This is a genomic window from Amycolatopsis nalaikhensis, assembly GCF_030264295.1.
GTDB lineage: Bacteria > Actinomycetota > Actinomycetes > Mycobacteriales > Pseudonocardiaceae > Amycolatopsis > Amycolatopsis nalaikhensis.
Window position 1 is genome coordinate 7,874,321 of the sequence record NZ_CP127173.1, and the last position, 25,598, is coordinate 7,899,918.

Here is a 25,598-nt window from a genome sequence, read left to right on the forward strand (position 1 = left end):
TCCACCCGGGGTAGCCGGACGCCATGACGTCCACGCACGGGAACCTCAAGCGGACCGAGCCGGTGACCGCGTCGGTCGCCGAAACCCTGCGGGTCGCCGTCGAGGTGGCGCTGCCTACGCTGGCCGGGGGTGTGATCAAGCGCCGTCCGGCCGCCATGGCCGTCGCCGAGAAGCTGCGGTTCGACCGGCCCGCCGTCAAGCTGCTGCGGCAGCTTCGCGCCCGCCACCACGGGCGGCCGCTCAAGCTGCGCGTTCCCGGCCGGTCCGTCGAACTCGCGCTGTCCGGTGCCGATGTCGGGACCCTGCTGGCCGGGGCGCCGACGCCGTTCAGTCCGTCCACAAGGGAGAAACGCGCCGCGCTCGGCCACTTCCAGCCACACGGGGTGCTGATCTCGGACGCCGCCGATCGGCGCTCGCGCCGCCGGTTCACCGAAGCCGTGCTCGAGCCCGGCCGTCCGCTGCACGAGCTCGCCGCGCCGTTCGCCAAGGTCGTCGCGGACGAAACCGCCGTCCTGCTCAGCGAAGCCACCCACGACGGCGAGCTGACCTGGGATGCCTTCAACGTCGCCTGGTGGCGGCTCGTCCGGCGCCTGGTGCTCGGCACCGCCGCCCGCGACGACGACGAACTCACCGACCTCCTCGCGCGCCTGCGGCTCGACGCGAACTGGGCCTACCTGCACCCGCGGCGCAAGCACGTCCACGCGCGCTTCCGCGACCGGCTGACCGCGCACCTCGGCCGCGCCGAGCCGGGCAGCCTGGCGGCGGCGATCGCCGAGGCCGGGGACGACGGCACCGCGGCCGACCAGGTGGCGCACTGGCTGTTCGCCTTCGACGCGGCGGGCATGGTCGCCTTCCGCACCCTGGCCCTGCTGGCCACCCACCCGGCGGCACTGGACCGCGCCCGCGCCGACCTCGGCGACGCCGACCCCGCCGAACCGCACCAGCTGAGCTACCTGCGCGCGTGCGTGCTGGACACCGTCCGGCTCTGGCCGACCACGCCGATGCTGCTGCGCGAGACCACCGAGGAAACGTCCTGGGGTCCGGCCGGCACGACCGTCCTGATCTTCACCCCGTTCTTCCACCGCGACGCCGACCTCGACTACGCCGACCGCTTCGAGCCCGACATCTGGCTCGACGGCCGCGCCGAGGGGAACCCCGCGTTGGTCCCGTTCAGCGCGGGCCCCGCCGTCTGCCCCGGCCGCGACCTCGTGCAGTTCTGCGTGAGCACCCTGCTCGCGAACCTGGTGCGCGACCACGGTTTCGAGCAGGCGTCCGGCCCGGTGCTGGCCCCGGACCGGACGCTGCCCGCTACCTTGGACAACTTCCACCTGAAGTTCCACCTGTTCCCGGCCTGAAGCGCCCCAATGTGGCCTTCGGTGCGTCAGACGCACCGAAGGCCGCCTTGGGTGCGTCAGACGCAACCAAGGCCACATTGGGGCGCGCTGGTCAGGTCACGCCGGAGCCGTGAAGACGTACGAACCCGACGGGACGAAGTACGTCCCCGGCGACGACGGCACCGCTTCCGGCGGCGCCACCACCGAGCCCGGCTGGGCCGTCGGCACCTGGACCGTCGCCGAGCTGCCCGCCGGGACCGTCACCCGGAGCGTCAGCCTCCCGGCCGAGACCGACCAGTCGCTGACCGCGCCGCCGTACGGCGTTTCGTACGACGACTTCGCCGACGTCAACCCACCGCCCGGGCTCGGCGCGATCCGCAGGGCCGCGTAGCCCGGGGCCGCCGGGGCGAGCCCGCCGACCGAGCGGTACAGGAAGTCGCCCACCGAACCGAGACCGTAGTGGTTGAACGAGTTCATCCCGGGGTCGTTGAACGAGCCGTCCGGCTTGATGCCGTCCCAGCGCTCCCAGATCGTCGTCGCGCCGTGGCCGATCATGTAGCCCCAGCCGGGGAAGTCCGGCTGCAGCAGCACCTGGTACGCGACGTCGGCGTGGCCGTGCGCGGCCAGCACCGGCAGCAGGTTCTCCACGCCGAGGAAGCCGACGCTGAGGTGCCCGCCCGCCGCCGCGACCCGCCCGGCCAGCTTGTCCGCCGCGGGCTGGACCAGGGAAGCGGGCAGCAGCCCGAACGCCAGCGCGAGCACGTACCCCGTCTGGGAGTTCGAGCCGATCGTGCCGTCGGGCGCGACGAACCGGTTCGTGAACGCCGCCCCGACCTGGTCGGCCAGCGTCCCGTACTTCTCCGCTTCGGCCGTGTGGCCGGTCGCCGCCGCCATCCGCGACACCAGCCGTGACGACCACGCGAAGAACGCGGTCGAGATCAGGTCCTGCGCCGTGTTGTCGTTGACGTTCAACCAGTCCCCGTAGGTCTGGTGGTTCCGGATCAGGTCGGCGCCGGACGTCGAGCGCAGGTACTCGACCCACTTGACCATCGCGGCGAAGTGCTCGTCGATCACACCGGTGTCGCCGTACCGCTGCCACAGCGTGTAGGGCACGATGACGCCAGCGTCGCCCCAGCCCGCCGTGCCCGAGCCGCCCAGCACGTCCGGGGCGACGTCGGTGAACGAGCCGTCCGCGTGCTGCGCGTCCACCAGGTCGTCGCTGAACTTGCCGAGGAAGTTCGCCACGTCGAGGTTGAACGTCGAGGTTCCGGCGAAGATGCCGATGTCGCCGGTCCAGCCGAGCCGCTCGTCGCGCTGCGGGCAGTCGCTCGGCACCGACAGCATGTTCGAGCGCTCACCCCAGAGGATGTTGTGCTGCAACTGGTTCACCAGCGCGTTCGACGTCGTGAACGTGCCCGTCTGCGCGCCCGAGGTCCACATCGCCCGGCCGGTCAGCGTGGCCGCGGTCGGGGCCGAGGGCAGTCCGGACAGCTCGACGTACCGGTAGCCGTGCACGGTGAACCGCGGCTCGTACGTCTCCGCGCCGCCGGTGCCCGCCAGCGTGAACCGGTCGGTGGCCTGCGCCGCGCGCAGGTTCGTCGTGTAGATCGTGCCGTCCGGGTTGAGCACCTCGGCGTGCCGCACGGTCACCGTGGTGCCCGCCGGGCCGGTCACCGACAGCCGGTCCCGGCCGTTGAAGTTCTGGCCGAGGTCGGCCACCCAGACGCCGGGCTTCGGCTGGGTCCAGGCGACGGGCTTGAACTCCTGCTGCACGGTGACGCCGTTGTCCACTTGGGACACCAGGTTCGGTTTGGCGCCACTCCGAACGCGGGGGGCGGCCCAGCCGCGGTCGTCGAAACCGGGCTTGTCCCAGCCCGCCACCGCGAGCCGCGCGTCGTAGGTTTCGCCCTGGTAGAGATCGTCGGCGCGGATCGGCCCGGTGCCCGCCTTCCAGGTGCCGTCGGTCGCGATCGTGGTGCTCGTCCCGTCGGTGAAGGTCAGCCGCAGCTGCGCGGAGTACCACGGTTCGGTCCCGTACTTCTGGCTCCCGGCGATGCCGACGCTGCCGGAGTACCAGCCGTTGCCGACCAGCGCGCCGAGCACGTTCTCCCCGGCCCGGATCTGCCCGGTGACGTCGGAAACCCGGTACTGGACGCGTTTCGCGTAGTCGGTCCAGCCGGGCGCGAGCACCTCGGCACCGACCTTGACGCCGTTGAGGTGCGTCTCCTGCAGCCCGAGCGCGGTGGTGAGCAGCCGCGCGCTCGCGACCGGCTTCGCCACGGTGAAGCTCTTGCGCAGCAGGGGAGCGGGGGCGCTCACGGCGACGTTCGCGCCCCACGGACCGGTGCCGTACGCGGTCAGCGACTTCGCCGTGGGCCACGAGCTGTCGTCGAAGCCACGTTCCTGCCAGCCGTCCGGGCCGGTCTGGCTCGCCTTCCACGAGCCGTCGGTGACGATGGTCGGTCCATTCGGGACAGTCAGCTTGGCGACCGTCCCGGCGGGACTTTGCGAGGTGTTCTCGGTGCTGATCGCGACGGTGTTCGCGCCCGCCGTCAGCAGGCTGCCGACCTCGACGACGGCGGCCGTCTTCCACGAGTCCGTGACGCGCGGGGAGTCGCTGACGCGGGTGCCGTTGACCCACACGGTCGCGGTGTCGTCGCCGGTCACGACCAAGGTCGCCGAGGACGGCGCCGCGGTGAGGTCGAAGGTCTTCCGGAAGAACCGCGTCGACGCCGGGACACCGCCGAGCGGGTCGCCCTCCGGGTACCAGATCCAGTTCGCGCCCGCGAGGTCGGGCCCGGCGGTGGCGCGGCCGAGGAACGCGCCCGTCCACTCGGTCGCCGGGGCGCGCAACGCGGTTTCGAAGCGCTGCACCGGGCTCCAGCCGCTCATCCGGCCTTCGCCGTCCCAGACGCGCACGCGCCAGGTGTACGCGGTGAGCGAGCCGAGTGCCGGGCCGCTGTAGGCGACGTCGGCCTGTTTCGCGGACGTGACGCGCCCGCTGTCCCAGACGTCGGAATCGCCCGCGGACACCACGATCTGGTACGCCGACTGCCGTTGCTGCGGGGCCGAGGACGCCAGCTTCCAGCCGAACCGCGGCTGCGCCGGGTCGACGCCGAGGGGGTTCACCCGGTTCCCGACCGTGGCGCTCGCGACCGAAAGCGGTGTCGGCGTCGACGGGCTCGGCGTGCCGACGCGGGTGCCCCACGGCGCGGTGCCGTAGGCGCCGAGATCCGCGGCGGCGGCCCAGGTCCCGTCGGCGAAGCCGGGCTGCTCCCAGCCTTCCGGCGCGGTCGCCGCGCTCTTCCAGCCGCTGCCGGTGGTCAGGTCGGTGGTGCCGGAGCCGGTGGTGACCCGCAGCCGCCCGAGCAGCCCGGCCGGGCCACCGGCGTTGCGGACCGCGACGGCGAGGGTGTTGACGCCCGGGGTCAGGGCGGGCCGGAGGTCGACGGACAACGCCGTGCGCCACGCGTCCGCGGTCCGGGCCGACGAGGCCAGCGGCGTCCCGTTGAGCCAGACGTCGGTGGTGTCGTCGCCGGTCACGACGAACCGGGCGTCGCTGACGGTTCCGGCGGGGACGGTGAACGTCGTGCGGAAGTACCGGGTGGCCGCCGCGGCGGTGCCTTCCGGGTACCAGATCCAGTGCGCGCCGGTCAGCTCCACCGGCGGCGCGGCGCCGGCCGGAGGAACCGCGGCGGCCGAAAGGACCAGGATCGCGGCGAGCGTCGTGGTGGTCGTGCGCCAAAGCTTGGAGGGCAGCATACGGGCTCCCTGGTGGCGGGGATGAGGCGACGATTTGAACGTTTCAAGCTGAACGTGATACGTGACTGTAATCACGAACTCACACGTTGGCAATACTCCACCGGGGCGCACGGCTGGTGAATGGCCGCGACGGATGCCCTGATTCCTAAATCGTTTTAGGTCACGACGCTGTCCGTTTTGCGCCTGATGGGAGCGTTGACGAAACCGGAGCCGATCTGGATAGTGCTCGCTGGTAACGCTCACATCATTCGGCCAAGCCATGGAGGCTTTTATGTCTCAACGCCGAGACGGCAAGAATGTTAGCGCTAACAATATCCGGAAGATTCTGCTCGCCTTGGCCGGTGTCGCGGCACTGGCGCTCACGAGCTTGACGACCGCGTCGACGGCCTCGGCAGCCGCGTCGCTGCCGTGCGACATCTACGGGGCCGCGGGGACGCCGTGCGTGGCCGCGCACAGCACCACGCGGGCCCTCTACGCCGCCTACAACGGCCCGCTCTACCAGGTCCAGCGCGCGTCCGACGGCGCGAAGACGAACATCGGCCTGCTCGCGACCGGCGGCTACGCCAACGCGGCGGCGCAGGATTCCTTCTGCGCGGGCACGACCTGCCTGATCACCCAGCTCTACGACCAGTCGCCGCGGCACAACGACCTGACGATCGAAGGTCCCGGCGGCGCGGGCGGGCAGGACACCGGTGTGCCCGCGGACGCCCTGCCGGTGACCGCGGGCGGCCACCAGGTCTACGGCGCCTCGTTCTCCGGCCGGATGGGCTACCGCGACAACTCGACCTCCGGCGTCGCGAGGAACGGCCAGCCCGAGGGCATGTACATGATCACCTCCGGCACGCACGTCAACGGGGCCTGCTGCTTCGACTACGGCAACGCCGAAACGAACAACCAGGACACCGGCAACGGTCACATGGACGCGCTCAACTTCGGCACCGAATGCTGGTTCCAGCCCTGCTACGGCCCGGGCCCGTGGGTGCAGGCCGACCTGGAGAACGGGCTGTTCCAGTCGAGTGCCGGCGGCAGCCAGAACCCGGCGAACACCGGGATCTCGGCCCCGTTCGTCACGGCCCTGCTGAAGAACAACGGGCAGAACTTCTTCGCGCTCAAGGACGGCAACGCCCAGTCCGGCGGGCTCCGCACGACGTATTCCGGGCCGGAGCCGACGCGGGCCGGGTACTCGCCGATGCACCAGGAGGGCGCGATCGTGCTGGGCACCGGCGGCGACAACAGCAACGGCTCGATCGGGTCGTTCTTCGAAGGCGTGATGACCGCCGGGCTGCCCACCGACGCGGCGGACAACGCGGTGCAGGCGAACGTCGTCTCGGTCGGCTACGGCGGCCCCACCGGCGTCACCGGCTCCCTGGCGCCGAGTTCGGAGATCTCGCTGCGGGCGACCACCGCGTGCTGCACGAGTGACTACCTGCGGCACCAGAACAACAACGCGGTGATCTCCACCGTCAGCTCCACTTTGGACAAGAACGATGCCACCTGGATCGTCCGGAAGGGACTCGCGGACGCCTCCTGCGTGTCGTTCGAGTCCCGGAACTACCCCGGGGACTTCCTGCGCCACTTCAACTTCCAGGTCTACCGGCAGCCGATGGACGGCAGCGCGGCCTTCCGCGCGGACGCGACGTTCTGCCCGGTCGCCGGGAAGAGCGGGCAGGGCACGTCGTTCCGGTCGTACAACTACCCCGGGAAGTACCTGCGGCACTACAACAACACGGTGTACATCGCCGACACCAGCGGCACTCATGCCTTCGACAGCGCGGCGTCCTACAACGACGACGTCAGCTGGGCGGTCGCTCAGCCCTGGGCGCCCTGACGCCGCCGGATCCGCAGGACCGCGGTGACGGCCGCCGCGCCCAGCAGGACCAGGGCGAGCGGGAGCACCGTGGGCAGCCACGGCCAGGCCCGGCCTTCGAACACGACGCCGTCGGTGGGCAGCTCGAGGACCTTCGCGGTCCACCGGGCGGTCGCCACGTCGGTGCGGCGCGAGAGCGCGCTCACCGCGGTGTCGTAGGCGAAGCCGGGCCGGTCGTGGACGTACTCCGGGGCCGGTCCGCCCGGCGGCGGGGTGATCCCGCGCGTCGAGCCGGGCACGATCAGCCGGTCGAGGCCCGGCGCGTCGGCGAGGCTCGCGCGGGGCAGGAACGTCAGCCCGTGCCGCGACCGGACCGGCGCGCCGTCGGCGCTCACGGCCAGGGTGCGCGAGGACAACGACTGGCCCTGGGTGTCGAACACCGACGCGAGTTCGATCTCGCCGACGCCGTGGGTGAGCAGGACCCCGATCTCGTCCGGGTTCCAGCGGAAGGCGGCGTTGACGATCGCGGCCGCGTCCGGCATCGACGCGGCGGGCGTCACCGGCACCGCGGTGCCGTACCGGCGCCAGCCGATGGCCGTCGCGGCGTCGGCGGCCACCGCGGACCCGGCCAGGCGTTCGACCCAGTGCAGCGTGCCGTCGACGCCGGAGAGGATCCCGGCGGTGGTGACGACGTCGCCGTCGTCGACGAACCGCTGCCCGCGCACCCACTGCACGGCCGGGTACTGGTCGGCCCAGGTGTCGACCTTCAGCCAGTGCGCGGTGGCCGGGCGGCCGTCGAGCAGCCCCGCCGAGGCGAGCACGCCGGCGCCGTTGCAGACGCTCAGCAGCTTCGCGCCGCGCCCGGCCTGTTCCCGCAGCCACGTTTTGACGACGTCGGTGCTCGGCTCGCCGACGTCCGGCAGGGCCGGGACGACGACCAGGTCCGGCGCCTTCGGGCCGAGCCGGGTGGCGAGGTCGGCGAAGCTCAGGTCGGGCACGAGGTCGAGCCCGCCGGTGAGCGGCTTCGGCGCCCGCTCCGGCGCGACCGTGTAGACGTTGAACCGGCCGGTCGTCGCGAGGATCTCGTAGGGTGCCAGCACATCGGAGACGACGGCGCCCTCCTGGCCGACGAGGACCACGGCGGTCGGCTTGGCCGGGTCGTGGGGGAGCGGCGGGGCCGCGGGAGCCGGGCGGTCCGGTCCCGGCGTGTAGAGCGCGCCGAACGCCGAGAGCGCGGAGACGGTCGCGCCGACGGCGGGAACCGCCAGCACCACCAGGACGATCGCGAACCACTTCAGGACGGTCCGCATGATCAGTGCCAGTACTCGGCGCGGCGCCAGACCATGGCCGCCAGCATCAGCGGGAACATGACCACGTGCCCGGCGACCATCAGGGCGCCGCCCGAGAGCGCGCCCAGCCAGTACGGCACGAGCAGCACCACGAACGGCAGGTACATCACGGCGGCCATCTCGGTGATCCGCGGCCACGAGTGCTTGCGCAGGGCCATCGCGGCGACCATGGCGACGGTCATGTTCGTGGCCATGACGAGCGCGTCGAGGTCGGGCCGGACCAGCCAGGCGGCCGGCCACAGCGGGCCGAGCGCGACCATGCCGATGAGCATGGCGGCGACCATTTCGACGTAGTGACCGGTGAAGCGGGCGAGTTTACGAGCGGTGGTCCGCGTCGGTGCGGTGGTGGTCATGGTTCCCTCCAGGTGTGTTCCTGGACGAGAATCGCGCGTGCCGGGCGTGCTGCCAGGTGCCGGAAGTCATGACCCGGGTCATGGTCGCAGCAGGCCGAGATCCCGGGCCCGCAACGCGGCCTGGGTGCGGTCCCGCGCCCCGAGCTTGCCCAGCACGTTCGTGACGTGGTTCTTCACGGTGCCTTCGGCGAGGAACAACGCGGCGGCGATCTCCCGGTTGCTGCGGCCGTCGGCCAGCAGGCGCAGCACTTCCAGCTCGCGCTCCGACAGCGGCACGACCAGCGGCTGCGGTCGTGGCTCGGCCGCGTCGGGCAGCTGCGCGAACCGCGCGACGACCTTCGCGGCGACGGACGGCTGCAGCACGGACTCCCCGCGCGCGGCCGCTAGCACGGCTTCGACCAGCCGCGCCGAGGAGACGTCCTTGAGCAGGTACCCGACGGCGCCCGCGCGCAGGGCGGCGAAGACGTCTTCGTCGTCGTCGAAGGTGGTCAGCGCGATGACGCGGACGCCGGGGTGCTCCGCCCGCAGCCGCCGGGTCGCGCTCACTCCGTCGAGTACGGGCATGCGCAGGTCCATCAGGACGACGTCGGGCGCCAGCGACGCGGCCCGGCTCAGCGCCTCGTCGCCGTCGCCCGCCTCGCCGACGACGTCGATGCCGTCGTGGGTGGCCAGCAGGGTGGCGAGCGCTTCGCGGAAGAGGGCCTGGTCGTCGACCAGCAGGACGCGGACCGGGCTCATCCCGGGACCTCCATGCTCAAGGTGCTGCCCTGGCCAGGGTTCGAGGTGAAGTCGAGCTTGCCGCCGAGGTGCTCGGCGCGCTCCCGCAGCCCGACCAGGCCGAAGCCGGTCGCGGGGCCGCCGTCGGTGCCGGTGCCGTCGTCGCGGACCTCGACCCGGACCGACGTCTCGGCGTAGGTCAGCACGATCTCGACGTGTCCGGCATCCGCGTGTTTGCGGACGTTCGTCAAGCCCTCCTGCGTCGCCCGGTAGAGGGCTTCGTGCCGCTCGTCCGGCAGGGCCCGTTCGGTCCCGGACACGGTCAGCTCGACCGGAACCCCGGTGGCGGACGTCTCCGCGGCCAAGGCTTTCAGTGCCTCCGGCAAGGGCGGGATCGTGCGCGGTTCCCGCAACGCCTTCACCGACCGGCGGACCTCGGCGAGTGCGTTCTCCGCCTGCTCCTGGGCCTTCGCGAGGACCTCGTCGGCCTTGTCGCGGTCGGTCGGCAGCACCGCGCGGGCGGCCTTGACCTGCATCTGGACGACGGTGAGCGAGTGCCCGAGCCCGTCGTGGATGTCGCGGGCGACGCGGTTGCGCTCCTGCGCCGTCGCGAGCCGCTCGGCCTGGGCGGCGTAGTCGCGCAGCTTCGCGTGCGCCTCGGCGAGCTGGGTGCGGGAGCGCTGTTCCCGCAGCAGCAGCTCGGTGATGATGGCCGCGAACGTCACGGAGACGAGCGTGCCGAGCCCTTCCCGCAGCCCTTCGCCGACCGACATGCCCAGGTGCACGAGCGGGACCACGGCGATCACCAGCACGACGACCGGGAGCGGCAACCGCACCAGGACGCACTGGCTGACCAGCACCACGAGGAACAGCGTCGCGCCGACCCCGGCGTTGATCGTGAAGGTGACGAAGGCCAGCGGCAGCTGGACGGCGACGTAGCCGGCCGACCACGCGAGCCGCCCGCGGTCGCGGACCCAGCCGAAGCCGATCGTCGCGAGCGCGGTGAACACCGCGCCCAGCACGAGGGAGAGCACGGGCTCCCCGGAACCGAGGACCCCGAGCACGATGGAGAGGAAGGCGCCGCAGGTCAGCACCCCGAGGGCCCGGTTCATGCGGTCACTCTGGGGTGTCCGGCGCCCGCGGTCAACCACCTTCCCCGGCGGAAAGCGCTTCCCGTTCACGCGGCCGCGGCGCGCCCCGCCGCTTAGGCTGGATTCGACGGCGAAGCCGAGACGGGGGTCCGACATCGATGTCAGTGCTCTGGGGCGTGTCCTTCGACGCCACCCCGCTGTCGGGGGTCGTGGTCGAGTTCCTCAAGACGGCGCGCCGCCCGGCCGCCCGCGGCCTGGCCGTGCACCTCGACCTCGGCTACGACATCAAGGCCGACAAGGGCGCCTTCTTCCGGCCCTACCGCGACGAAGCGAGCCTGCTGCCCGCGTGGGTCACGCTCGATCGCGTCGAGGGCGTCGACGAGATCCGCGGCTACGACCGCGCGTTCGTCGAACGGGTGCTCACCGAAGTCGTGCAAGCCGGTGACGAGACGCTCCGGCCGGAGATCGACCGGATCGCGTTCGAGCTGGCCGGGCGGATCGAGGCCACCTGGGAACGCCTCGGCGTGACGATGGTGATGGTGGAGAACGGGACCCTCCCGGAGAACATCGCCTACACCGAAGCGCTCTACCGCGCGATCGCCCGCTACGGTGCCCGCCACCGGCTCGGCCGGTTCGTGTTCTGGCGCGACCACGACCTGATGTGGCAGAGCGAACCGGGGATCGCCAAGTACGGCCGGTTCCCGTACCCGGGCGTCCCCGCGCCGCGGAACTCGCCGCACATCCACTACTTCGCCCTCCACGAGCAGGCGAAGGCGCGGACGCTGGAGTGGGTGCCCGGGCTGCGGAACCTCGACGTGCTGCCCAACGCGTTCACCATCGCCCCGGCGCGGATCGACGAGCGCAACGCGGGCTTCCGGCGCGACCACGGCATCCCGGACGGCGTCCCGCTGCTGGCCCGGATCACGCGGATCATCCCGCAGAAGCGCGTCGACCGGGACCTGCACCTGCTCACGCTGCTGCCCGGGGTGTGGTTGTTCGTCGCGGGCGACGTCGCCGAGGCCCCCGCCGAACACGCCCGGCTCACCGAGCTGGCGACCCGGCTCGGCGTGCGCGACCGCGTCGTCTTCGGCGGCTGGCTGACGCCGTACGACACGGCCCTGCCCGGCCGGTACTCCGTGCGCGACCTGCTCGCGCACGCGTCGGTCGTGTCGTTCCTGACCTCGTACGACTACGAGAGCTACGGCAACCCGGTCAGCGAGGCGATCGCCTCCGGCACGCCGTACATCACCAGCGCGTACGAGCTCTACGACGTCGTCTACGGCGGCCAGGGGTTCCGGGCGCCGGTGCTGGACATCCGGGCGCGCGACCTGCCGGACGCGGCGTTCGCGCGGGAAGTGGCCGAACTGATCACCGACGAAGGGAAGCGGGCCGAAGTGGTGCGGGTGAACTCCGAACTCGGGCGGGCGCGGTTCGGCACGCGGGTCGTCGACGACCTGGTCGACCGGCTGTACCCGCCGCCGATGGGGGCGGGCACGCGGCTGAGCGTCGTCCTGCCGGTCTACAACGAAGCCGCCACCCTGCGGGAAGTCCTGCAGACCCTCTACGACCAGCGTGACGGCGACGCGCCGCTGGACAAGAGCCGGTACGAGATCGTGCTCGTCGACAACAACTCGACCGACGACACCGTCGCCCTCGCGCACGCCTTCGCGGCCGCGCGCCCGGACCTGGCCCTCCACGTCATCCACGAGCCGGAGCAAGGCGTTTCGTGCGCGCGCCGGGCGGGCATGGACTTCGCCGCGGCCCGCAGCCGCAACCGGCCCGACACCGACCCGGGGGCGCGGTTCTACCTCGTGTCCGCCGACGCGGACTGCCACGTCGACGCGCACTGGCTGAGCGAGCTGTTCGCCGCGATGGAGTCGAGCAAGGCCGCCATCGGCGTCTGCGACTACTACTACGATCCCGCGCACTTCGCCGGGCGGCCGCGGCTGTGGGACGCGATCCAGCGGACGCTGCGGTGCCGAGCGGTGACGTTTTCGCTCTTCGGCGGCTTCCCCGACGGCAAGGGCTTCGCCGTCGAGCGCGACGCCTACGAGCGCGCCGGCGGCATCGAGATCTTCTACCAGCTGCAGGACGGGAAGTTCGTCAACCACCTCTCCGACGACTGGGACTTCGGGATCAAGGTCGCCTGCGGCGGCGACGCCATCACCTACGTCCCGCGTTCGCGCGTCGAGATCAACCCGCGCCGGGTCGACCACGCCATCGACGAGGTGATCACCGGCCGCGCCTACGGTTCGGACGGCATCATCGTGATGCGCGACATCCGGCCGTCGGCCCCCGCGGTCGCCGCGGACCTGTCCGAGGCGGAGGCGAAGCAGGCGTGGGAGTTCTCGATCAAGGACTTCACGCCGAAGAACACCATCCTGCCGGTGCTGCTGACCCCGGCGTTGCTGGAGGACGACGCGGTCATCGCGTTCTTCGGCGCGGACCTGGCCGCCCGGCTCGCGCGACGGATCGCCGAGATCCGCGACGAGATGCGCGTCGTCGACTTCACGCCGATCCACGCGTACAAGACGCCGTCGTACCGGCTGTACTTCGAGTTCGCCGACGAGCTGTTCGCGTGCCTGCGGCGGCACGTCGGCGAGGACATCGGCTACCCGCCACCGCTGCCGCCGTGCCTGGCGGAGGTCCCGGCCGAGCGGTTCACCGAATTCGTCCGCTACTACTGCGAGGACCGCGAGTCGGGCGAGGCCCACAACTACTTCGGCAACGGAGGGGTGTTCTGATGACCCTGGCCTACGAAGAAGCGCTCGGCTCGCTCCACGCGCTCGACCCGGCGTGGCCGCGGCCCGCGGTGCTCGACGTCCTCGAGGCGCCGGAGAACCGACACCTGCTGGACTTCGTGCAGGAGGATCCGTTCGGGGCGCACGTGTTCCCGGGCAACGTCCCCGGCTCGCCGGAGGAGTTCCTGCGCGACCTCGACGCGCAGCTGGCGACCTCCGGGCCGATCCACCTGTGGTCCTACATCCCGACGTGCGCCTACCGCTGCCGGTTCTGCCAGTACCCGGTCGTGCTGGTGAAGGGGAAACCCGAAGTGGCGTACGAAAAGGCTCGGCACTGGGTCGACCTGAACATCGCCGAAGCTCGGCTGTGGCTCGACGCCGTGCCCAACCTGCGTGGCGCCGAGGTGGGGGAGTTCAACGTCTTCGGCGGGACGCCGTCGCTGCTGCCGGAGCGGGAGATCCGCCGTCTCCTCGAGTTCTACCGCGCGGAGTTCGGGTTCACCGCGGACACGACGATCCGCTTCGAAGGCGACCCGAGCACGTTCACCCCGGCGAAGCTCGAGCTGCTGCGGGAGCTGGGCTGCACCAAGCTGTCGAGCGGCGTCCAGTCGTTCGACGACCACGTGCTCGAGCTGTGCGGGCGCGAGCACACGGCCGCGATGTGCGTCGACTTCGTGCGCGACGCCCGGGCCGCCGGGTTCGAGTGGGTGAGCATCGACCTGATGTACGGGCTGCTCGACCAGAGCGTCGACAGCGTCCGGCGGGACCTGGACGTGGTGCTGGAGAACGAGGTCACGGCGGTGGTGTGCACGAAGCTGCACCTGGCGTCCTACAGCGACACGCGCACCGGCGTCACGGGCGAGAAACCGGCGGCGTGGCAGCTGCCGTCGTACCGGGACAAGCTGGTCCACGACGGCCACCGCTGGCCGCCGCTCGGCGAGCAGTACCAGATGCGGGAGTTGCTGACGGAGGGCTTGCGGGCGGCGGGGTACACCGAGCACCCGACGATGTACTTCGCGCGAGACGGCCGCGGCCCCGAGAAGTGGAAGTCGATCATGGTCGACCAGGACAAGCAGGAGGCGGAGGTCGCGATCGGGCTGGGCGGCAGCTCGAGCTGCCGAGCGTCGGAGGCGATCACCGACGTGAACTCCCGCCGGTACGCCGAAACGGTGACGGACGGCCGGATCCCGCTGGGCTCGGCGACGCGGTTCACCCCCGAAGCACAGGAGGCGCGGGCGGTGAAGATGGCGTTGACGACGTTGCGGCCGCTGCGGGACTCCGTGCACCGGTCGCGGTTCCCGGGACGTTCGCTGTTCGCCCCGCCGTGGCTGGGCAAGTTCAGTGCGCTGGCTTCGCGCGGCCTCGTCCGGCTGCGGCCGGAGGAGGGCGTGGTGGAGCTGACGCCCGCGGGCGAGGTGCTGGTGGAGGCGATCATCACCACCGAACTCTGAACCAAGATCACTACATCGAGTGACAGATCGCTCGCGGGGAGCGACGCGGGCAGGCAGCATGGGGCCCGGACGTGCCAGTACCGAGATCGGAGCCCCGATGAGCCGAACCGTTGCCGGACACGACGAACAGCGGCGCCGGTGGCGGGTGAGGCTGGCGGGGGCGGGTGCGGTGGCCGCCCTCGCGATGGCGGTGGTCGCCACGCCTGCTCACGCCACGCCGGGTCACGCCGCCCTCGAGAAGGCGCCCGCCGCGGCTTCTGGCCAAGCTGCGCTGGCCCAAGGCGCGCCTGCCCAAGCAACCCAAGCCGCGCGAGGCAAAGCCGCACCCACCCAAGCCGTGCCGGTCCAAGGCGGGCCCACGCAAGAGGCGTCCGCTCAAACCGCACCCACCCAACCCGCGCCCCCGGACTACTCGCGCGCGGACTCCAACTTCGCGGGCACGCAGATCGCGGCGCACGAGGGCATCGAGGGCACCCCGCGCGCGGACCAGGCCGGGCAGACGCTCGGCCACGACGTCAGCGGGCACCAGGGCCCCGTCGACTGGCCCGCCGCGGCTGCCGCGGGGGCGAAGTTCACCTACGTCAAGGCGACCGAGGGCACCGGGTTCGTGAACCCGCAGTTCATCGGCCAGTACGACGGTGCCCACGCGGCGGGGATCATCCGCGGCGCCTACCACTTCGCCCGCCCCGACGTCTCGAGCGGCGCGGCGCAGGCGGAGTACTTCATCGCCCACGGCGGCGGCTGGAGCCCCGACGGCACCACACTCCCGGGCGCGCTGGACATCGAGTACAACCCGTACGGCGATGTCTGCTACGGCAAGAGCGCCGCCGACATGACGGCCTGGATCGCAGACTTCACCCGGACGTACCTCGCGAAGGTCAAGCGCAGCGCGCTGATCTACACGAGCACGGCGTGGTGGAAGCGGTGCACGGGCAACACGGCGAAGTTCGGGAACACCGACCCGCTGTGGCTGGCGCGGTACGGCCCGGAGGTGGGGGAGCTGCCTGCGGGCTGGGACAAGCACAGCATCTGGCAGTTCGCTCGCGGCGGCGGGCTGCCGGGGGACCAGAACTACTACAACGGCCCGATCGGCCGGGTCCAGGCCCTGGCCAAAGGCGCCTAGCGGGTGGTACGGGCGCGAGTGACGGAAACTCCCGGCGTCCGGCACCCGATCGCCCGTCTTTGCGGCGCCGGGATCGCAGCCAGGGCAAGACTACCCGGAACGGGTCCTAGCGCGAGCGGCGCAGGTCCGGCCACGGCGGCCGGTGCAGGACGGCGAGTGCGCCGAGCGTCGCCGCCACCAGGCCGGTCGACACCGCGAGCACCGCGACGCGGGTCGCGTCGACCGCGGGTTCCCACTTCGCCGCTCCCTCGCGGATCACGAACACCCCCGGTGGGCTGGTCACCGTGATCACCGTCGTGCCGTCCGAGGTCTCGTGCGGTTCGCCGAAGAGGCGGGGTTCGGTCATGTCCGCCATCGAACCGAAGGCCGCCGCCGCTGACAAGATCGGACAAATGCTTGTCGTCTCCGTGATCGGCTGCTTACGATCGGCTCGGGTCACCCACGAATGTCCACTGTGGACGAGGAGGCGCCGTGCGCAGGATCGCCCTGTTGACCGTGGTTTCGGTGGCCGCGGCCGTCGTCGCCTCCGCGCCGGGTGCCTCCGGTGCCGGGCGTGCCTGGTTCACCTCGTGGGCGCAGTCCCAGGACGGGCGGGCCGACGCGCCCGTGACCAGCCAGACGCTGCGGATGATCACCCACCTCAGCCAGGGCGGCGAAGCGGTGCGCGTCCGGCTGCAGAACACCTTCGGCACCGGCCCGCTGACCGTCGGGCACGCGACGGCCGGGCTCACCACCGCCGGTGCGGCCGTCGACCAACCCCACGACCTGACGTTCGCCGGGAACCGCGCCGTCACGATCCCGGCGGGCGGCGAGGTCTGGAGCGACGAGACGCGGCTGGCGACGCGGCCGGACACGAACCTCGCGGTCAGCCTGTCCGTCGAAGGCACCGCGGTCCCCGGCCGCCACGGCGCGGCCCTCCGGGACAACTACCTCACTGAACCCGGCGCGGGCGACCACGCCGCCGACACCGGGTCCGCCGCCTTCACCCGCACCGTCGGCTCGACGTACGTCGTCAGCGCGGTCGACGTGCGCAACCCCGCCTTGCAGGGCACCGTCGTCCCGTTCGGCAGCTCCGTCGTCGACGGCATCGGCAGCACCAACTGCGGCCCCGGCTGCACGCAGCTCGGCGCGGACCGCCGCTGGACCGACGACCTGGCCCGGCGGATCGTGGCGGAGTCGGCGCGGCTGGCCGTCGCCAACGCCGGGGTCTCCGGCACGACCAGCGCGAAGACCTGCCCCGGCATGCCGCCGCAGGTCGCCGGGCTGGACGCGGCGAGCCGCCTCGACCGGGACGTGCTGGCCCTGCACGGCGTCACGGCCGTCATCTACTACTACGGCACGAACGACCTCGCCTACGGCTGCGACGCGAAGGCGATCCTGGACAGCTACCGGGACGTGTTCCAGCGGCTGCGCGCGGCCGGGATCGCCGTCTACGTCACGCCGAGCACGCCCCGGCCCGGCTACAACGACCAGGCGAACCTCGCGCGGCACGAGATCGGCCTGTTCGTCTCGCGGTGGAACACCTGCGGCGGCACGTGTTCCGGTGTCGTCGACTTCGACCAGGTGCTCAAGGACCCGCTGAAGCCCAACAGCATCCTGCCGGCCTACGACAACGGCGACGGCATCCACGCCAACGCCGCGGGCCAGCAGGCGCTCGCCGACTTCGTCTCGGTGCCGATGCTCGCCCGATCCGGGCCGGTTCTTCACTCGATGGGCTGACCCGGCGAGTCGGAACGGCGTGGTTGTGCCCGCATGTCCGCAGAGTACGTCGCGTGAAGCACAACTCGATGGACGACGCCGGGTGCTGCCTGCTGTCGGTGGCGTGGAACATCGCCCCGCTCACCGAGGGCAGGCCCGACTCCCGGCGCGGCGCGATCCGGCGTTCGGTCGAGTCCGCTTGCCGCACTGCCGGGCTCGGGGCCCGCGAGTGGGCCGCGCGGCACGGGACCGGCACCGAGGCGCAGTACCGGCCGTTCCTGCAGCTCGCCGACGTCGCCTACGAGATCGCGACCTTGCTGCTGCTCGTCGACGACTTCCTGGTGCCCGACCTGGAGCGGGAACACCGCCGCTGGGCCGAGATCGAGGACCTGCTGGTCCGGTTCACCGAGCTCGCGGACTGGACGTCGGCGTTCCTCTTGTCAGGCGAACCCTTACGGCTGTAAGGTCCCGCCTGACAAGGAGGTCGTGATGAGCAACGCTGTGATCGCCCGCTGTTCGTTCTGCGCGAAGCCGAACACCGAGGTGGAAACCCTGATCGGCGGCCCGGGCGTCTTCATCTGCGACGGCTGCGTGCAGCTGTGCGTGACGGCCATCGAGGGCAAGCCCGCGGACGCGCCCCTCATCGCCCCGTGGGAGCACGACCTGCCGCTGGAGCAGGTGCTGTCGAACCTGGGCCCGGTCTCGGCGGCGACCAGCCAGGTCCAGCAGAACCTGGCGGCCTGGGTGGCGAAGGCGCGGTCCCTGGGTGGCACGTGGGCGCAGATCGGCCAAGCACTGGGGATGACCCGCCAGTCGGCGTGGGAGCGCTTCTCGGGCGAGGAGTGACCCAACTGTCCACTCAGGACGGTCGCGACGGCGCCGTGCGTCCTTCTGCGCCGACCGGGTGAACCGGACGGCGCACCCCGCTGCGGCGAACCGGTGACGTACGCGAATGGGACGAAGATCAGCGGTGTGCCGCTGGTGCGCTTCGTCGTCACTGCGCTACGTTCCGGAGTCGTCGTCGAGCGCGGAGGTGAAGCGGTTTGTCCGGGGTCATTGGTCCGTACCACTGCGGTGGAAGCGGGTCGCCGCGACCGTGATCCGCGTCCTCCTGATCCTGTCCTGCGCCCGCCGGTCCCGCCGGATCGGGCGTCAGCTCGCCGAGGAGGCGGACATCGAGGTGCGGTCGCGGGCGCCGCGGACCTGGAGCGACATCATGACCGCGCTCGAGGAGTTCTCGCCGTCGGTCGTCGTGCTCGACCGGACCGTGCTGAACGCCGAAGGCGTCACCGTCGCCGGGGACATCGCCCGCGGCGGACGGCCACCCGCCGTCGTGCTGCTGGCCGACACCTACCACCCGAAGGACGTCGTCCCCGCCGCGCGGGCGGGGGTCCGGGGCTACGTCGTCGACGGCGCCGAACCCTGCGCGTGGGCCGAGGTCGTCCGCGCCGTCGCGGCCGGCGGCGGCTGGCTGGCCCCCGCGGCGGCCGGGGAGCTGCTCGACGAGTTCCGCGGCCGGGTGCCGCACGGGATGCCCGAACGGACGCGGATCCCGTTGACCGACCGGGAACTGAGCGTGCTCCGGCTCGTCGCCCGGGGGTGCTCGAACCTGGAGGTCGCGACGGAGCTGGGGCTCAGCCAGTCGACGATCAAGACCCACGTGTCCCGCATGCTCGCGCGCCTCGACCTGCGCAGCCGGACGCAGCTGGCCGCGCTGGCCCGCGACCTCGGGATCGTGTGAAATCGTCGATATTCGTTCTTTCGACCGATGCGGTCGCGGCGACGGTCCTCATACCATGATTCGCGGCCGGTGCGGTTCCGAATTCGGAGTCCCGGTGGTGGTCGCGCGCGGGTGCGCGCGGAGATCCGAGGAAGACGCGGTGCGGCGGCTTCCGATCCGGAAATCGTGAACAGTGGACGGAGGTCGGTGTTGTCCAGGGAAGACGGCTCCGCGTCGGGATTGCCGCTCGCGCGTTACGAGCTCTTCCGTTCTTGTGATCCGAATCATGTGCGCGACGAGGTGAGCCGCGTTCTGGCGCCGCACACCCTGCGGGTGCTCGGTGGCGGCGAGCGGTTCGACGCGCGAATGCATTACGTGCGGCTGCGCGACATGTCGATGAGCGTGCTGCACTACGGCGGGTCCGTGCGTTTCGACTCCGAGCCGGCCGAAACGTTCTTCGCGGTGTTCGTCCCGATCGCCGGCGAAGCGGAGGCGCGCTGCGGCGGCGACCGGGTGCGGCTGACGACGGCGACCGCCGCGGTGCTCTCGCCCGCGGACCCGGTGGTCCTGCGCTGGCCCGGCGACTGCGCGCAGCTGGTCGTGCGCCTGGAGCGGACCGGGCTCGAAGCCCGGCTCAGCGACCTGCTCGGCGCGCCGCTGCGCAAGCCGCTGCGGTTCGCCCCGGTGATGGCCGTCGACGCGGGGAACGGCCGGAGCTGGCTGCGGGGCCTGCGGATGCTGGTGACCGAGCTCGAACGTCCCGGCTCGCTGATCGAGCGGCACGCGGTCGCGGAGATGTTCGAGCGCACGCTGGTCACCGCGCTGCTGATGGGCCACCCCAGCAACTACACCCGGATGCTCGACGGCGAGGTGCCCGCCGCGCCGACCCGCGCGGTGAGCATCGCGCTGGAGTGGATCGACAACCACCCGAAGTGGCGGCACACGACGGCCAGCCTGGCGAGGGAGGCCGACGTCACCGAGCGGTCGCTGCAGCTGGGGTTCCGCAAGCACCTCAAGATGGGCCCGATGGAGTACCTGCGGGAGATCCGCCTGCGCGGGGTGCGCGACCAGCTGCGCGCGGCCCAGTCCGACGCCGTCACGGTGACCGAGGTGGCCGCGGAATGGGGGTTCCTGCACGCGGGGCATTTCGCCGCCCGGTACCAGCAGCGGTTCGGGGAACGGCCGTCGGAAACGCTCCGCCGGTGAATTCCGCCCGGAAATAGGGTGCCGTCCGCGTGCGCGGGCGGCACCTTTTTTCGTGCCCGCTCCGAGTTCCGCGGACGGGTGGAATTGTTCGCTTTTCGGATGTCGGCGCGGGTGCCCGCCGCGGAATCATGGACCTCGGGCGGGAAACGGGGTTCCCCGCCCAGCCGGAAACGGGTACGCGTGAAGGAGGAAAAGTGCCGCCGATGATCCGGGTGGAGAACCTGGTCAAGCGGTTCGGGCGGACCACAGCGCTCGACCGCGTCAGTTTCGCCGTCGCGGCGGGCACGGTGGTCGGCGTGCTCGGGCCGAACGGTGCCGGGAAGACGACCATGGTCCGCGTGCTGGCCACGCTCCTGCGGCCGGACAGCGGCCTGGTCCGGGTCGGGGGCATCGACGTGGAGCGGGAACCGGCGCGGGTTCGTGCTCTGCTGGGGCTCACCGGCCAGTACGCGTCCGTCGACGGGGACCTCACGGGCACGGAAAACCTGGTGCTGCTCGGCCGCCTGCTGGGGCTGTCCCGGCCCGCGGCGCGGGACCGGGCGGCGGACCTGCTCGAGCGCTTCGAGCTCGGGGCGGCCGCCGCCCGGCCCGCGTCGACCTACTCCGGCGGCATGCGCCGCCGGCTGGACCTCGCGGCCAGCCTGGTCGGCCGGCCGCGGGTGCTCTGCCTCGACGAACCGACCACCGGCCTCGACCCGCACGTGCGGCGGGAGCTCTGGCAGGTGGTGCGGGACTCGTGGCCGAAGGCGTCACGGTGCTGCTCACCACCCAGTACCTGGAGGAGGCCGACCGGCTCGCCGACCGCGTCACGGTGTTCGACGCGGGCCGCGTCGTCGCCGACGGCAGCCCCGGCGAGCTGCAAGAGGCGCGTCGGCGGCCGCACGGTGCAGGTGCGGCCCGCGGTGGCCGGGGACATGGACGCGACCGCGCGCGTGCTCGGGAGGCTGACCGGGACCACCCCGGCCCGCGACTTCGGCAGCGGGCTGCTCACCGCGCCCGCCGCCGACCCGATGGTGCTGGCCACCCTGGTCCGGAAGCTCGACCAGGCCGGGCTGGCCGTGGCCGAGGTGGGCCTGCGGCTGCCGAGCCTCGACGAGGTTTTCCTGGCCCTGACGGGGAAACCGGCCGCACCGGACGGGACGCCCGCGCGGGAAGGGAGTGCCGGATGACCGGCCGCGTCCCGCCCGCGGCCGCCCTGCGGCACGGGCTGATCCTCGCCGGGCGCGGGGTGCTCAAGATCCGCCGGAACCCCGAGCACCTGGTGGACGTGACCGTGCAGCCGCTGCTGTTCCTCGTGATGTTCGGGTACCTGTTCGGCGGCGCCATCGCGGGCAGCACCGGCGCGTACCTCCAGCAGCTCGTGCCCGGCCTGATGGTGCCGAGCGTGCTGATGGCGACGCTGTCGGCCGGGGTCGGCCTGAACAGCGACGCCGGGAGCGGGGTGTTCGACCGGTTCCGCAGCATGCCGATCGCCCGGTCGGCCCCGCTCACCGGGGTGGTGCTCGCCGGCGCGGTCCGCTACCTGGTCGCGATCGCCGTGCTGCTCGGCGCGGGCACGGTCCTCGGCTACCGCGTGCGGACCGGCGTGCCGGAGGTGCTGGCGGCGACGGCGGTCCTGGTCGTCGCCGGGCTGTGCTTCTGCTGGGTCACCGTGTTCCTCGGCATGGTGCTGCGCGACCGGGACGCCGTGCAGGGCAGCGCCGTCGCGCTGTTCATGCCGCTGGTGTTCGCGAGCGACGTCTTCGTCCCTGCGGCCACCATGCCCGGCTGGCTGCGGGCCTGGTCCGGCGTCAACCCGGTGAGCCTGCTCGCCGACGCCGTGCGGGGCCTGCTCGACGGCGGCCCCGTCACCGGCCCGCTCACCGGGGCGCTGGCCTGGTCGGCCGCCGTGCTCTTCGTGTTCTTCCCCCTGGCGATCCGCGCCTACCACCGGCGCGTCGGATGACGCCCCGATCCGAAAGGTGAACGGCCATGGGCTCTGCCGAGCCGACCGTGAAAGTGACCTTGAAGGGAGCACCCGACGGAATGCCCGAAACCGTGCTCGTCCGCCGCGGCGACCTCGTGTCGAACCGGCTGAAGATCCCGTACCGGGCGGGCTACGAGCACTTCGTCCCCGAACCCCGTCCCCAGTCGGTACCGGAAGACGGCGCGGTCTTCGTCTGGTGCGACCGCACGAAAGTCGCGGAATAGCGCGAGGAAAGGCGCCAGCGTCATGAACACCGCCATTCTCGGCTCCGGCTCGTACCTGCCGGAGACCGTGCTCACCAGTGCCGAGCTCGGCCGCCGTCTCGGCGTCGGCGAACAGTGGATCTTCGACAAGACCGGCATCGCCGAACGCCGGGTCGCGAGCCCGGAGGAGGCGACGTCGGACCTGGCCACGCGGGCCGCCGAGCACGCGTTGCGCGCGGCGAACCTCGCCGCGACCGACATCGACCTGCTGATCGTCGCGACCTCGACCCCCGACCAGCCGATCCCGGCCACGGCCTGCGCCGTGCAGGCCAACCTCGGCGCGATGCGCGCCGCGGCGTTCGACGTCGATTCCGTCTGCAGCGGCTTCGTCTACGCCCTGGTCACGGCGCACGCTCTGCTGGAAGCGGATCCGTTGCCCCGCAACGCCCTCGTCATCGGCGCGGACACCTACTCCCGCATCCTGAACTACGAGGACCGGCGCACGTGCGTGCTCTTCGGCGACGGGGCGGGCGCCGTCGTGCTCGGCAAGCGCGGCAACGGCCGCGGCCTGCTGTCGAGCGCGCTCGGGTCCGACGGGACGACCGCCGACTTCGTCACCGTGCCCGGCGGCGGGAGCAGGCGGCCGGTGAGCGAGGAGACCCTGGCCGCGGGCGAGCACTTCTTCGCCATGCGCGGCAGGCAGGTCCGGGACCTCGCGTCGCGGGTGCTGCCGGACCTCGTGGTCGACGTCGCGAAGTCGGCGGAGCTCGAGGTGCCGGAGATCGACCTCATCGTGCCGCACCAGGCGAACGGGCGAATGCTCGAAGACCTGGCCAAGACGCTGGACCTGCGGCCGGGGCAGCTGCACCTGACGGTCGAGCGGTACGGCAACACCGGGGCGGCGTCGGTCCCGATCACCCTCGACGACGCCGTCCGCGCGGGCCTCCTGTTCGACGACGACGTCGTGCTGCTCGTGGCCTTCGGCGGCGGGATGAGCTGGGGCGGGGCCACCCTCCGCTGGACCCGGCCGCGCAAGCCGGGGGAGCTCCCGGTGATCCGGCCCCCGGTCCGGGTGCCGCACTCCCGCCCGCCGACCCACGAGGTCGAGGTGCTCGGCGACGTGCGGATCCCGTCGAGCGAGCCGGGCCTGACCCTCGGCGCGGACCTCTACCTGCCGAAGGCGGCCCACCGGGTGCCCGCGCTGGTGACCCTCCACACAGGACGGAAGGACGGGCTCGGCGGGATCGCCGCGAGCCGCTACCTGCGCTACTTCGCCGAACGCGGCTACGCGGTCCTGTACGTCGACTGCTTCGGCATCGGCACGTCCGAGGGGACGCCGCGGCCGCTGCTGTCGCCCGGCGAGGTCGCCGACGGTGTGTCGGTCGTCGAGTGGGCCGCCGCGCAGCCGTGGTGCACCGGCCGCGTCGGCATGTGGGGCCTTTCGCACGGCGGCATGACGACGCTGGCCGTCGCGGCGCGGCGCCCGCCCGCGCTGAAGGCGATCTTCCCGGTGATGGGCTGGACGGACGTCGAACGCGACCTCGTGCACCCGGCCGGCCAGCGCGGCGGGATCGGGATGTTCGGGCACCTGAGCCTGTACCAGATCTTCTGCGCGCTGCTGCCCCCGTTGCGCGGCGACGACCGCGAGACCTACGAAAACGTGTGGAAGGAACGGCTGGACAAGTTCGAGCCGTGGTTCGCCGACGCCTGGGAACACCCGCCGGGCCACGAAGTGTGGGCACAGCGCCGGATCGACGCGCGGCGGATCACCGTGCCGTCGCTGTGCGTCGCGGGCTGGCGGGACCTGTTCTGCGACGGGATGATCGAGGCGTACCAGCAGATCCGGGCGCCCAAGCAGCTGATCGCCGGGCCGTGGCTGCACACGTTCCCGGACGTCGCCCCGGTCGGGCCGTTCCCGTCGGCCGTGCTGGCCTGCGCGTGGTGGGACCGGTGGCTGCACGGCCGGGCGCCGCGCGCGGGCAGCTCCGAGCGGACCGCCACGTTCTTCGTCCAGGGCGCCGGTGCCCGCTGGGTGCGCGCGGAGCAGTGGCCGCCGGAGAAGAAGGCCGAGCACGTCTTCGTCGCGTCCCGCTCCAGGCACCTCTACCGGTCCGCGCCGGGCGGCCGTCCCTCGGCGGCCGCCACGGTGACCGGCCGGGGCGACCCGACCGTCGGCGCGCTGAGCGGCCTCACCAAGCACCCGACCGACCGGTTCGGCTACCCCCTGGACCAGCACGACGACGACGCCAGGACGCTCGCCTTCACCAGCGCGCCGCTGCCGGAGCCGCTGCTGGTCGCCGGGCGCCCGAGCGTGCGGCTGCTCCTCGGGCCGGGCACGACCGCGACCCGGTGCGTGCTCAAGGTGACCGACGTCGACGAGCAGGACCGCTCGCTGCTGATCTCCTCGGGCACGGTGGACCTGACCGGCCCGGTGCGGCGCGACGACGTCGTCCAGGTGCGGCTGGACCCGACGTGCTACCAGGTCGCCGCCGGGCACCGGGTGCGGCTCGTGCTGGCCGAGGCGGACATCCCGCGGCTGTGGCCCGCGCCCGAACCGGGGCTGCTCGGCGTCCGGGTGATCCGCGGGCCCGGTGACTACGTCGGCCTCGCCGCCGAAGAGTACGAAGGGCACCAGGCCACGACGCTCAGCCTGCCCGCCGCCGATCCGGAGGCGCTGACCGACGTCCTGGTGCCGCCCGGCCGCCGCGGTTCGGCGGCGGTGCCGCGTGACCGCTGGGAGATCGCCCGCGACCACCTGCGCTCGGCCGTCCGGCTGACGGTGGAGAAACGGGACCGGATCCGCTTCCCGGGCGACGCCCGGGACTTCCTCGCCATGACCACGCAGGTCGACCTCGGCGTGCCCGAGCACGACCCGGCGGCGGCGCGCATGACCGCGACCGGCGAGAAGACCGCGGAAACCCCGGACGGCGACCGGGTCGTCGTCCGGGCCGGGATCGAGATGGGGGCCGCGGACGCGGCCGTCACGGCCGAGGTGCTGGTCAACGGCACCCAGTTCTTCACGCGGGAGTGGAAATGGACCTGACCACGCTGGAACGTCCGCTGAACTACCTGGAGCT

Annotated in this window: 19 protein-coding genes and 1 pseudogene; 14 read left to right on the plus strand and 6 right to left on the minus strand. The window is 72.2% G+C overall.

What is annotated here, in order from left to right:
* The first annotated feature begins 23 nt into the window (after window positions 1-23).
* Window positions 24-1,355, plus strand: coding sequence for a cytochrome P450 (locus QP939_RS38480; protein ID WP_285451387.1), 1,332 nt, complete (start codon window positions 24-26; stop codon window positions 1,353-1,355).
* Window positions 1,356-1,451: 96 nt separating this feature from the next.
* Here QP939_RS38480 and QP939_RS38485 read toward each other — a convergent pair whose 3' ends face one another.
* Window positions 1,452-5,096, minus strand: coding sequence for a family 78 glycoside hydrolase catalytic domain (locus QP939_RS38485; protein ID WP_285451388.1), 3,645 nt, complete (start codon window positions 5,094-5,096; stop codon window positions 1,452-1,454).
* A 271-nt stretch (window positions 5,097-5,367) separates the two neighbouring features.
* On the opposite strand from QP939_RS38485, the gene QP939_RS38490 reads away from it, so the two are divergent.
* Window positions 5,368-6,924, plus strand: a complete 1,557-nt coding sequence (locus QP939_RS38490) for an alpha-L-arabinofuranosidase B (RefSeq protein ID WP_434219599.1) — start codon at window positions 5,368-5,370, stop codon at window positions 6,922-6,924.
* On the opposite strand, the gene QP939_RS38495 is transcribed toward QP939_RS38490, so the two are convergent.
* From QP939_RS38495 to QP939_RS38510, 4 genes are all read right to left on the minus strand, one after another.
* Window positions 6,906-8,213 carry a DJ-1/PfpI family protein gene (locus QP939_RS38495; protein WP_285451389.1) on the minus strand — a complete coding sequence of 436 codons (1,308 nt, stop codon included), beginning with the start codon at window positions 8,211-8,213 and terminating at the stop codon, window positions 6,906-6,908. The genes QP939_RS38490 and QP939_RS38495 overlap by 19 nt on opposite strands.
* 2 nt (window positions 8,214-8,215) lie before the next feature.
* Entirely contained in the window at window positions 8,216-8,536 is a 321-nt protein-coding gene (locus QP939_RS38500) for a hypothetical protein (protein ID WP_285451391.1), read from the minus strand.
* Between the two features lie 147 nt (window positions 8,537-8,683).
* A complete protein-coding gene (locus QP939_RS38505; protein WP_285451392.1) occupies window positions 8,684-9,343 on the minus strand; it encodes a response regulator in 660 nt (219 codons plus the stop codon).
* Complete coding sequence (locus QP939_RS38510) at window positions 9,340-10,434, minus strand: sensor histidine kinase (RefSeq protein ID WP_285451393.1); 1,095 nt, start codon at window positions 10,432-10,434, stop codon at window positions 9,340-9,342. Before QP939_RS38510 ends, QP939_RS38505 begins: the two co-directional genes overlap by 4 nt.
* Before the next feature lie 137 nt (window positions 10,435-10,571).
* Between QP939_RS38510 and QP939_RS38515 the strand changes: the two genes are divergently transcribed.
* The 3 genes from QP939_RS38515 (at window position 10,572) to QP939_RS38525 (ending at window position 15,728) form a co-directional block, all read left to right on the plus strand.
* Window positions 10,572-13,157: a glycosyltransferase gene (locus QP939_RS38515; protein ID WP_285451395.1), complete on the plus strand. Its 2,586-nt coding sequence runs from the start codon at window positions 10,572-10,574 to the stop codon at window positions 13,155-13,157.
* Window positions 13,157-14,605: a radical SAM protein gene (locus QP939_RS38520; protein ID WP_285451397.1), complete on the plus strand. Its 1,449-nt coding sequence runs from the start codon at window positions 13,157-13,159 to the stop codon at window positions 14,603-14,605. Before QP939_RS38515 ends, QP939_RS38520 begins: the two co-directional genes overlap by 1 nt.
* Window positions 14,606-14,942: 337 nt before the next feature.
* Window positions 14,943-15,728: a lysozyme gene (locus tag QP939_RS38525; RefSeq protein WP_285459944.1), complete on the plus strand. Its 786-nt coding sequence runs from the start codon at window positions 14,943-14,945 to the stop codon at window positions 15,726-15,728.
* Window positions 15,729-15,834: 106 nt separating this feature from the next.
* On the opposite strand, the gene QP939_RS38530 is transcribed toward QP939_RS38525, so the two are convergent.
* Complete coding sequence (locus QP939_RS38530; RefSeq protein WP_285451398.1) at window positions 15,835-16,074, minus strand: hypothetical protein; 240 nt, start codon at window positions 16,072-16,074, stop codon at window positions 15,835-15,837.
* A 125-nt stretch (window positions 16,075-16,199) separates the two neighbouring features.
* On the opposite strand from QP939_RS38530, the gene QP939_RS38535 reads away from it, so the two are divergent.
* The 9 genes and pseudogenes from QP939_RS38535 (at window position 16,200) to QP939_RS38575 (ending at window position 25,564) form a co-directional block, all read left to right on the plus strand.
* The gene (locus tag QP939_RS38535) at window positions 16,200-17,447 is read left to right on the plus strand and encodes a GDSL-type esterase/lipase family protein (RefSeq protein WP_285451399.1); all 1,248 of its coding nucleotides are present in this window, start codon (window positions 16,200-16,202) and stop codon (window positions 17,445-17,447) included.
* 53 nt (window positions 17,448-17,500) lie between these two features.
* On the plus strand, window positions 17,501-17,890 hold the full coding sequence (locus QP939_RS38540) for a hypothetical protein (protein WP_285451400.1): 390 nt from the start codon (window positions 17,501-17,503) through the stop codon (window positions 17,888-17,890).
* Between the two features lie 25 nt (window positions 17,891-17,915).
* Window positions 17,916-18,272: a ClpX C4-type zinc finger protein gene (locus QP939_RS38545; protein ID WP_285451401.1), complete on the plus strand. Its 357-nt coding sequence runs from the start codon at window positions 17,916-17,918 to the stop codon at window positions 18,270-18,272.
* 250 nt (window positions 18,273-18,522) lie between these two features.
* Complete coding sequence (locus QP939_RS38550; RefSeq protein WP_285451402.1) at window positions 18,523-19,167, plus strand: response regulator transcription factor; 645 nt, start codon at window positions 18,523-18,525, stop codon at window positions 19,165-19,167.
* 279 nt (window positions 19,168-19,446) lie between these two features.
* Window positions 19,447-20,352, plus strand: coding sequence for an AraC family transcriptional regulator (locus QP939_RS38555; RefSeq protein ID WP_285451404.1), 906 nt, complete (start codon window positions 19,447-19,449; stop codon window positions 20,350-20,352).
* A gap of 203 nt (window positions 20,353-20,555) precedes the next feature.
* A pseudogene (locus QP939_RS38560) lies at window positions 20,556-21,521 on the plus strand (ATP-binding cassette domain-containing protein).
* Window positions 21,518-22,297, plus strand: a complete 780-nt coding sequence (locus QP939_RS38565) for an ABC transporter permease (RefSeq protein ID WP_285451406.1) — start codon at window positions 21,518-21,520, stop codon at window positions 22,295-22,297. The pseudogene QP939_RS38560 and the gene QP939_RS38565 overlap by 4 nt, the downstream one beginning before the upstream one ends.
* 26 nt (window positions 22,298-22,323) lie before the next feature.
* Window positions 22,324-22,542: a DUF5988 family protein gene (locus tag QP939_RS38570; protein ID WP_285451407.1), complete on the plus strand. Its 219-nt coding sequence runs from the start codon at window positions 22,324-22,326 to the stop codon at window positions 22,540-22,542.
* A gap of 22 nt (window positions 22,543-22,564) precedes the next feature.
* Window positions 22,565-25,564: a beta-ketoacyl-ACP synthase 3 gene (locus tag QP939_RS38575; protein ID WP_285451408.1), complete on the plus strand. Its 3,000-nt coding sequence runs from the start codon at window positions 22,565-22,567 to the stop codon at window positions 25,562-25,564.
* Window positions 25,565-25,598 lie beyond the last annotated feature (34 nt).

Bases quoted from the DNA above. Each gene is read 5' to 3' on its own strand.
- QP939_RS38480 (WP_285451387.1), top strand. From the start codon at position 24: ATGACGTCCACGCACGGGAACCTCAAGCGGACCGAGCCGGTGACCGCG.
- QP939_RS38485 (WP_285451388.1), bottom strand. From the start codon at position 5,096: ATGCTGCCCTCCAAGCTTTGGCGCACGACCACCACGACGCTCGCCGCG.
- QP939_RS38490 (WP_434219599.1), top strand. From the start codon at position 5,368: ATGTCTCAACGCCGAGACGGCAAGAATGTTAGCGCTAACAATATCCGG.
- QP939_RS38495 (WP_285451389.1), bottom strand. From the start codon at position 8,213: ATGCGGACCGTCCTGAAGTGGTTCGCGATCGTCCTGGTGGTGCTGGCG.
- QP939_RS38500 (WP_285451391.1), bottom strand. From the start codon at position 8,536: ATGGTCGCCGCCATGCTCATCGGCATGGTCGCGCTCGGCCCGCTGTGG.
- QP939_RS38505 (WP_285451392.1), bottom strand. From the start codon at position 9,343: ATGAGCCCGGTCCGCGTCCTGCTGGTCGACGACCAGGCCCTCTTCCGC.
- QP939_RS38510 (WP_285451393.1), bottom strand. From the start codon at position 10,434: ATGAACCGGGCCCTCGGGGTGCTGACCTGCGGCGCCTTCCTCTCCATC.
- QP939_RS38515 (WP_285451395.1), top strand. From the start codon at position 10,572: ATGTCAGTGCTCTGGGGCGTGTCCTTCGACGCCACCCCGCTGTCGGGG.
- QP939_RS38520 (WP_285451397.1), top strand. From the start codon at position 13,157: ATGACCCTGGCCTACGAAGAAGCGCTCGGCTCGCTCCACGCGCTCGAC.
- QP939_RS38530 (WP_285451398.1), bottom strand. From the start codon at position 16,074: ATGACCGAACCCCGCCTCTTCGGCGAACCGCACGAGACCTCGGACGGC.
- QP939_RS38545 (WP_285451401.1), top strand. From the start codon at position 17,916: ATGAGCAACGCTGTGATCGCCCGCTGTTCGTTCTGCGCGAAGCCGAAC.
- QP939_RS38565 (WP_285451406.1), top strand. From the start codon at position 21,518: ATGACCGGCCGCGTCCCGCCCGCGGCCGCCCTGCGGCACGGGCTGATC.
- QP939_RS38570 (WP_285451407.1), top strand. From the start codon at position 22,324: ATGGGCTCTGCCGAGCCGACCGTGAAAGTGACCTTGAAGGGAGCACCC.
- QP939_RS38575 (WP_285451408.1), top strand. From the start codon at position 22,565: ATGAACACCGCCATTCTCGGCTCCGGCTCGTACCTGCCGGAGACCGTG.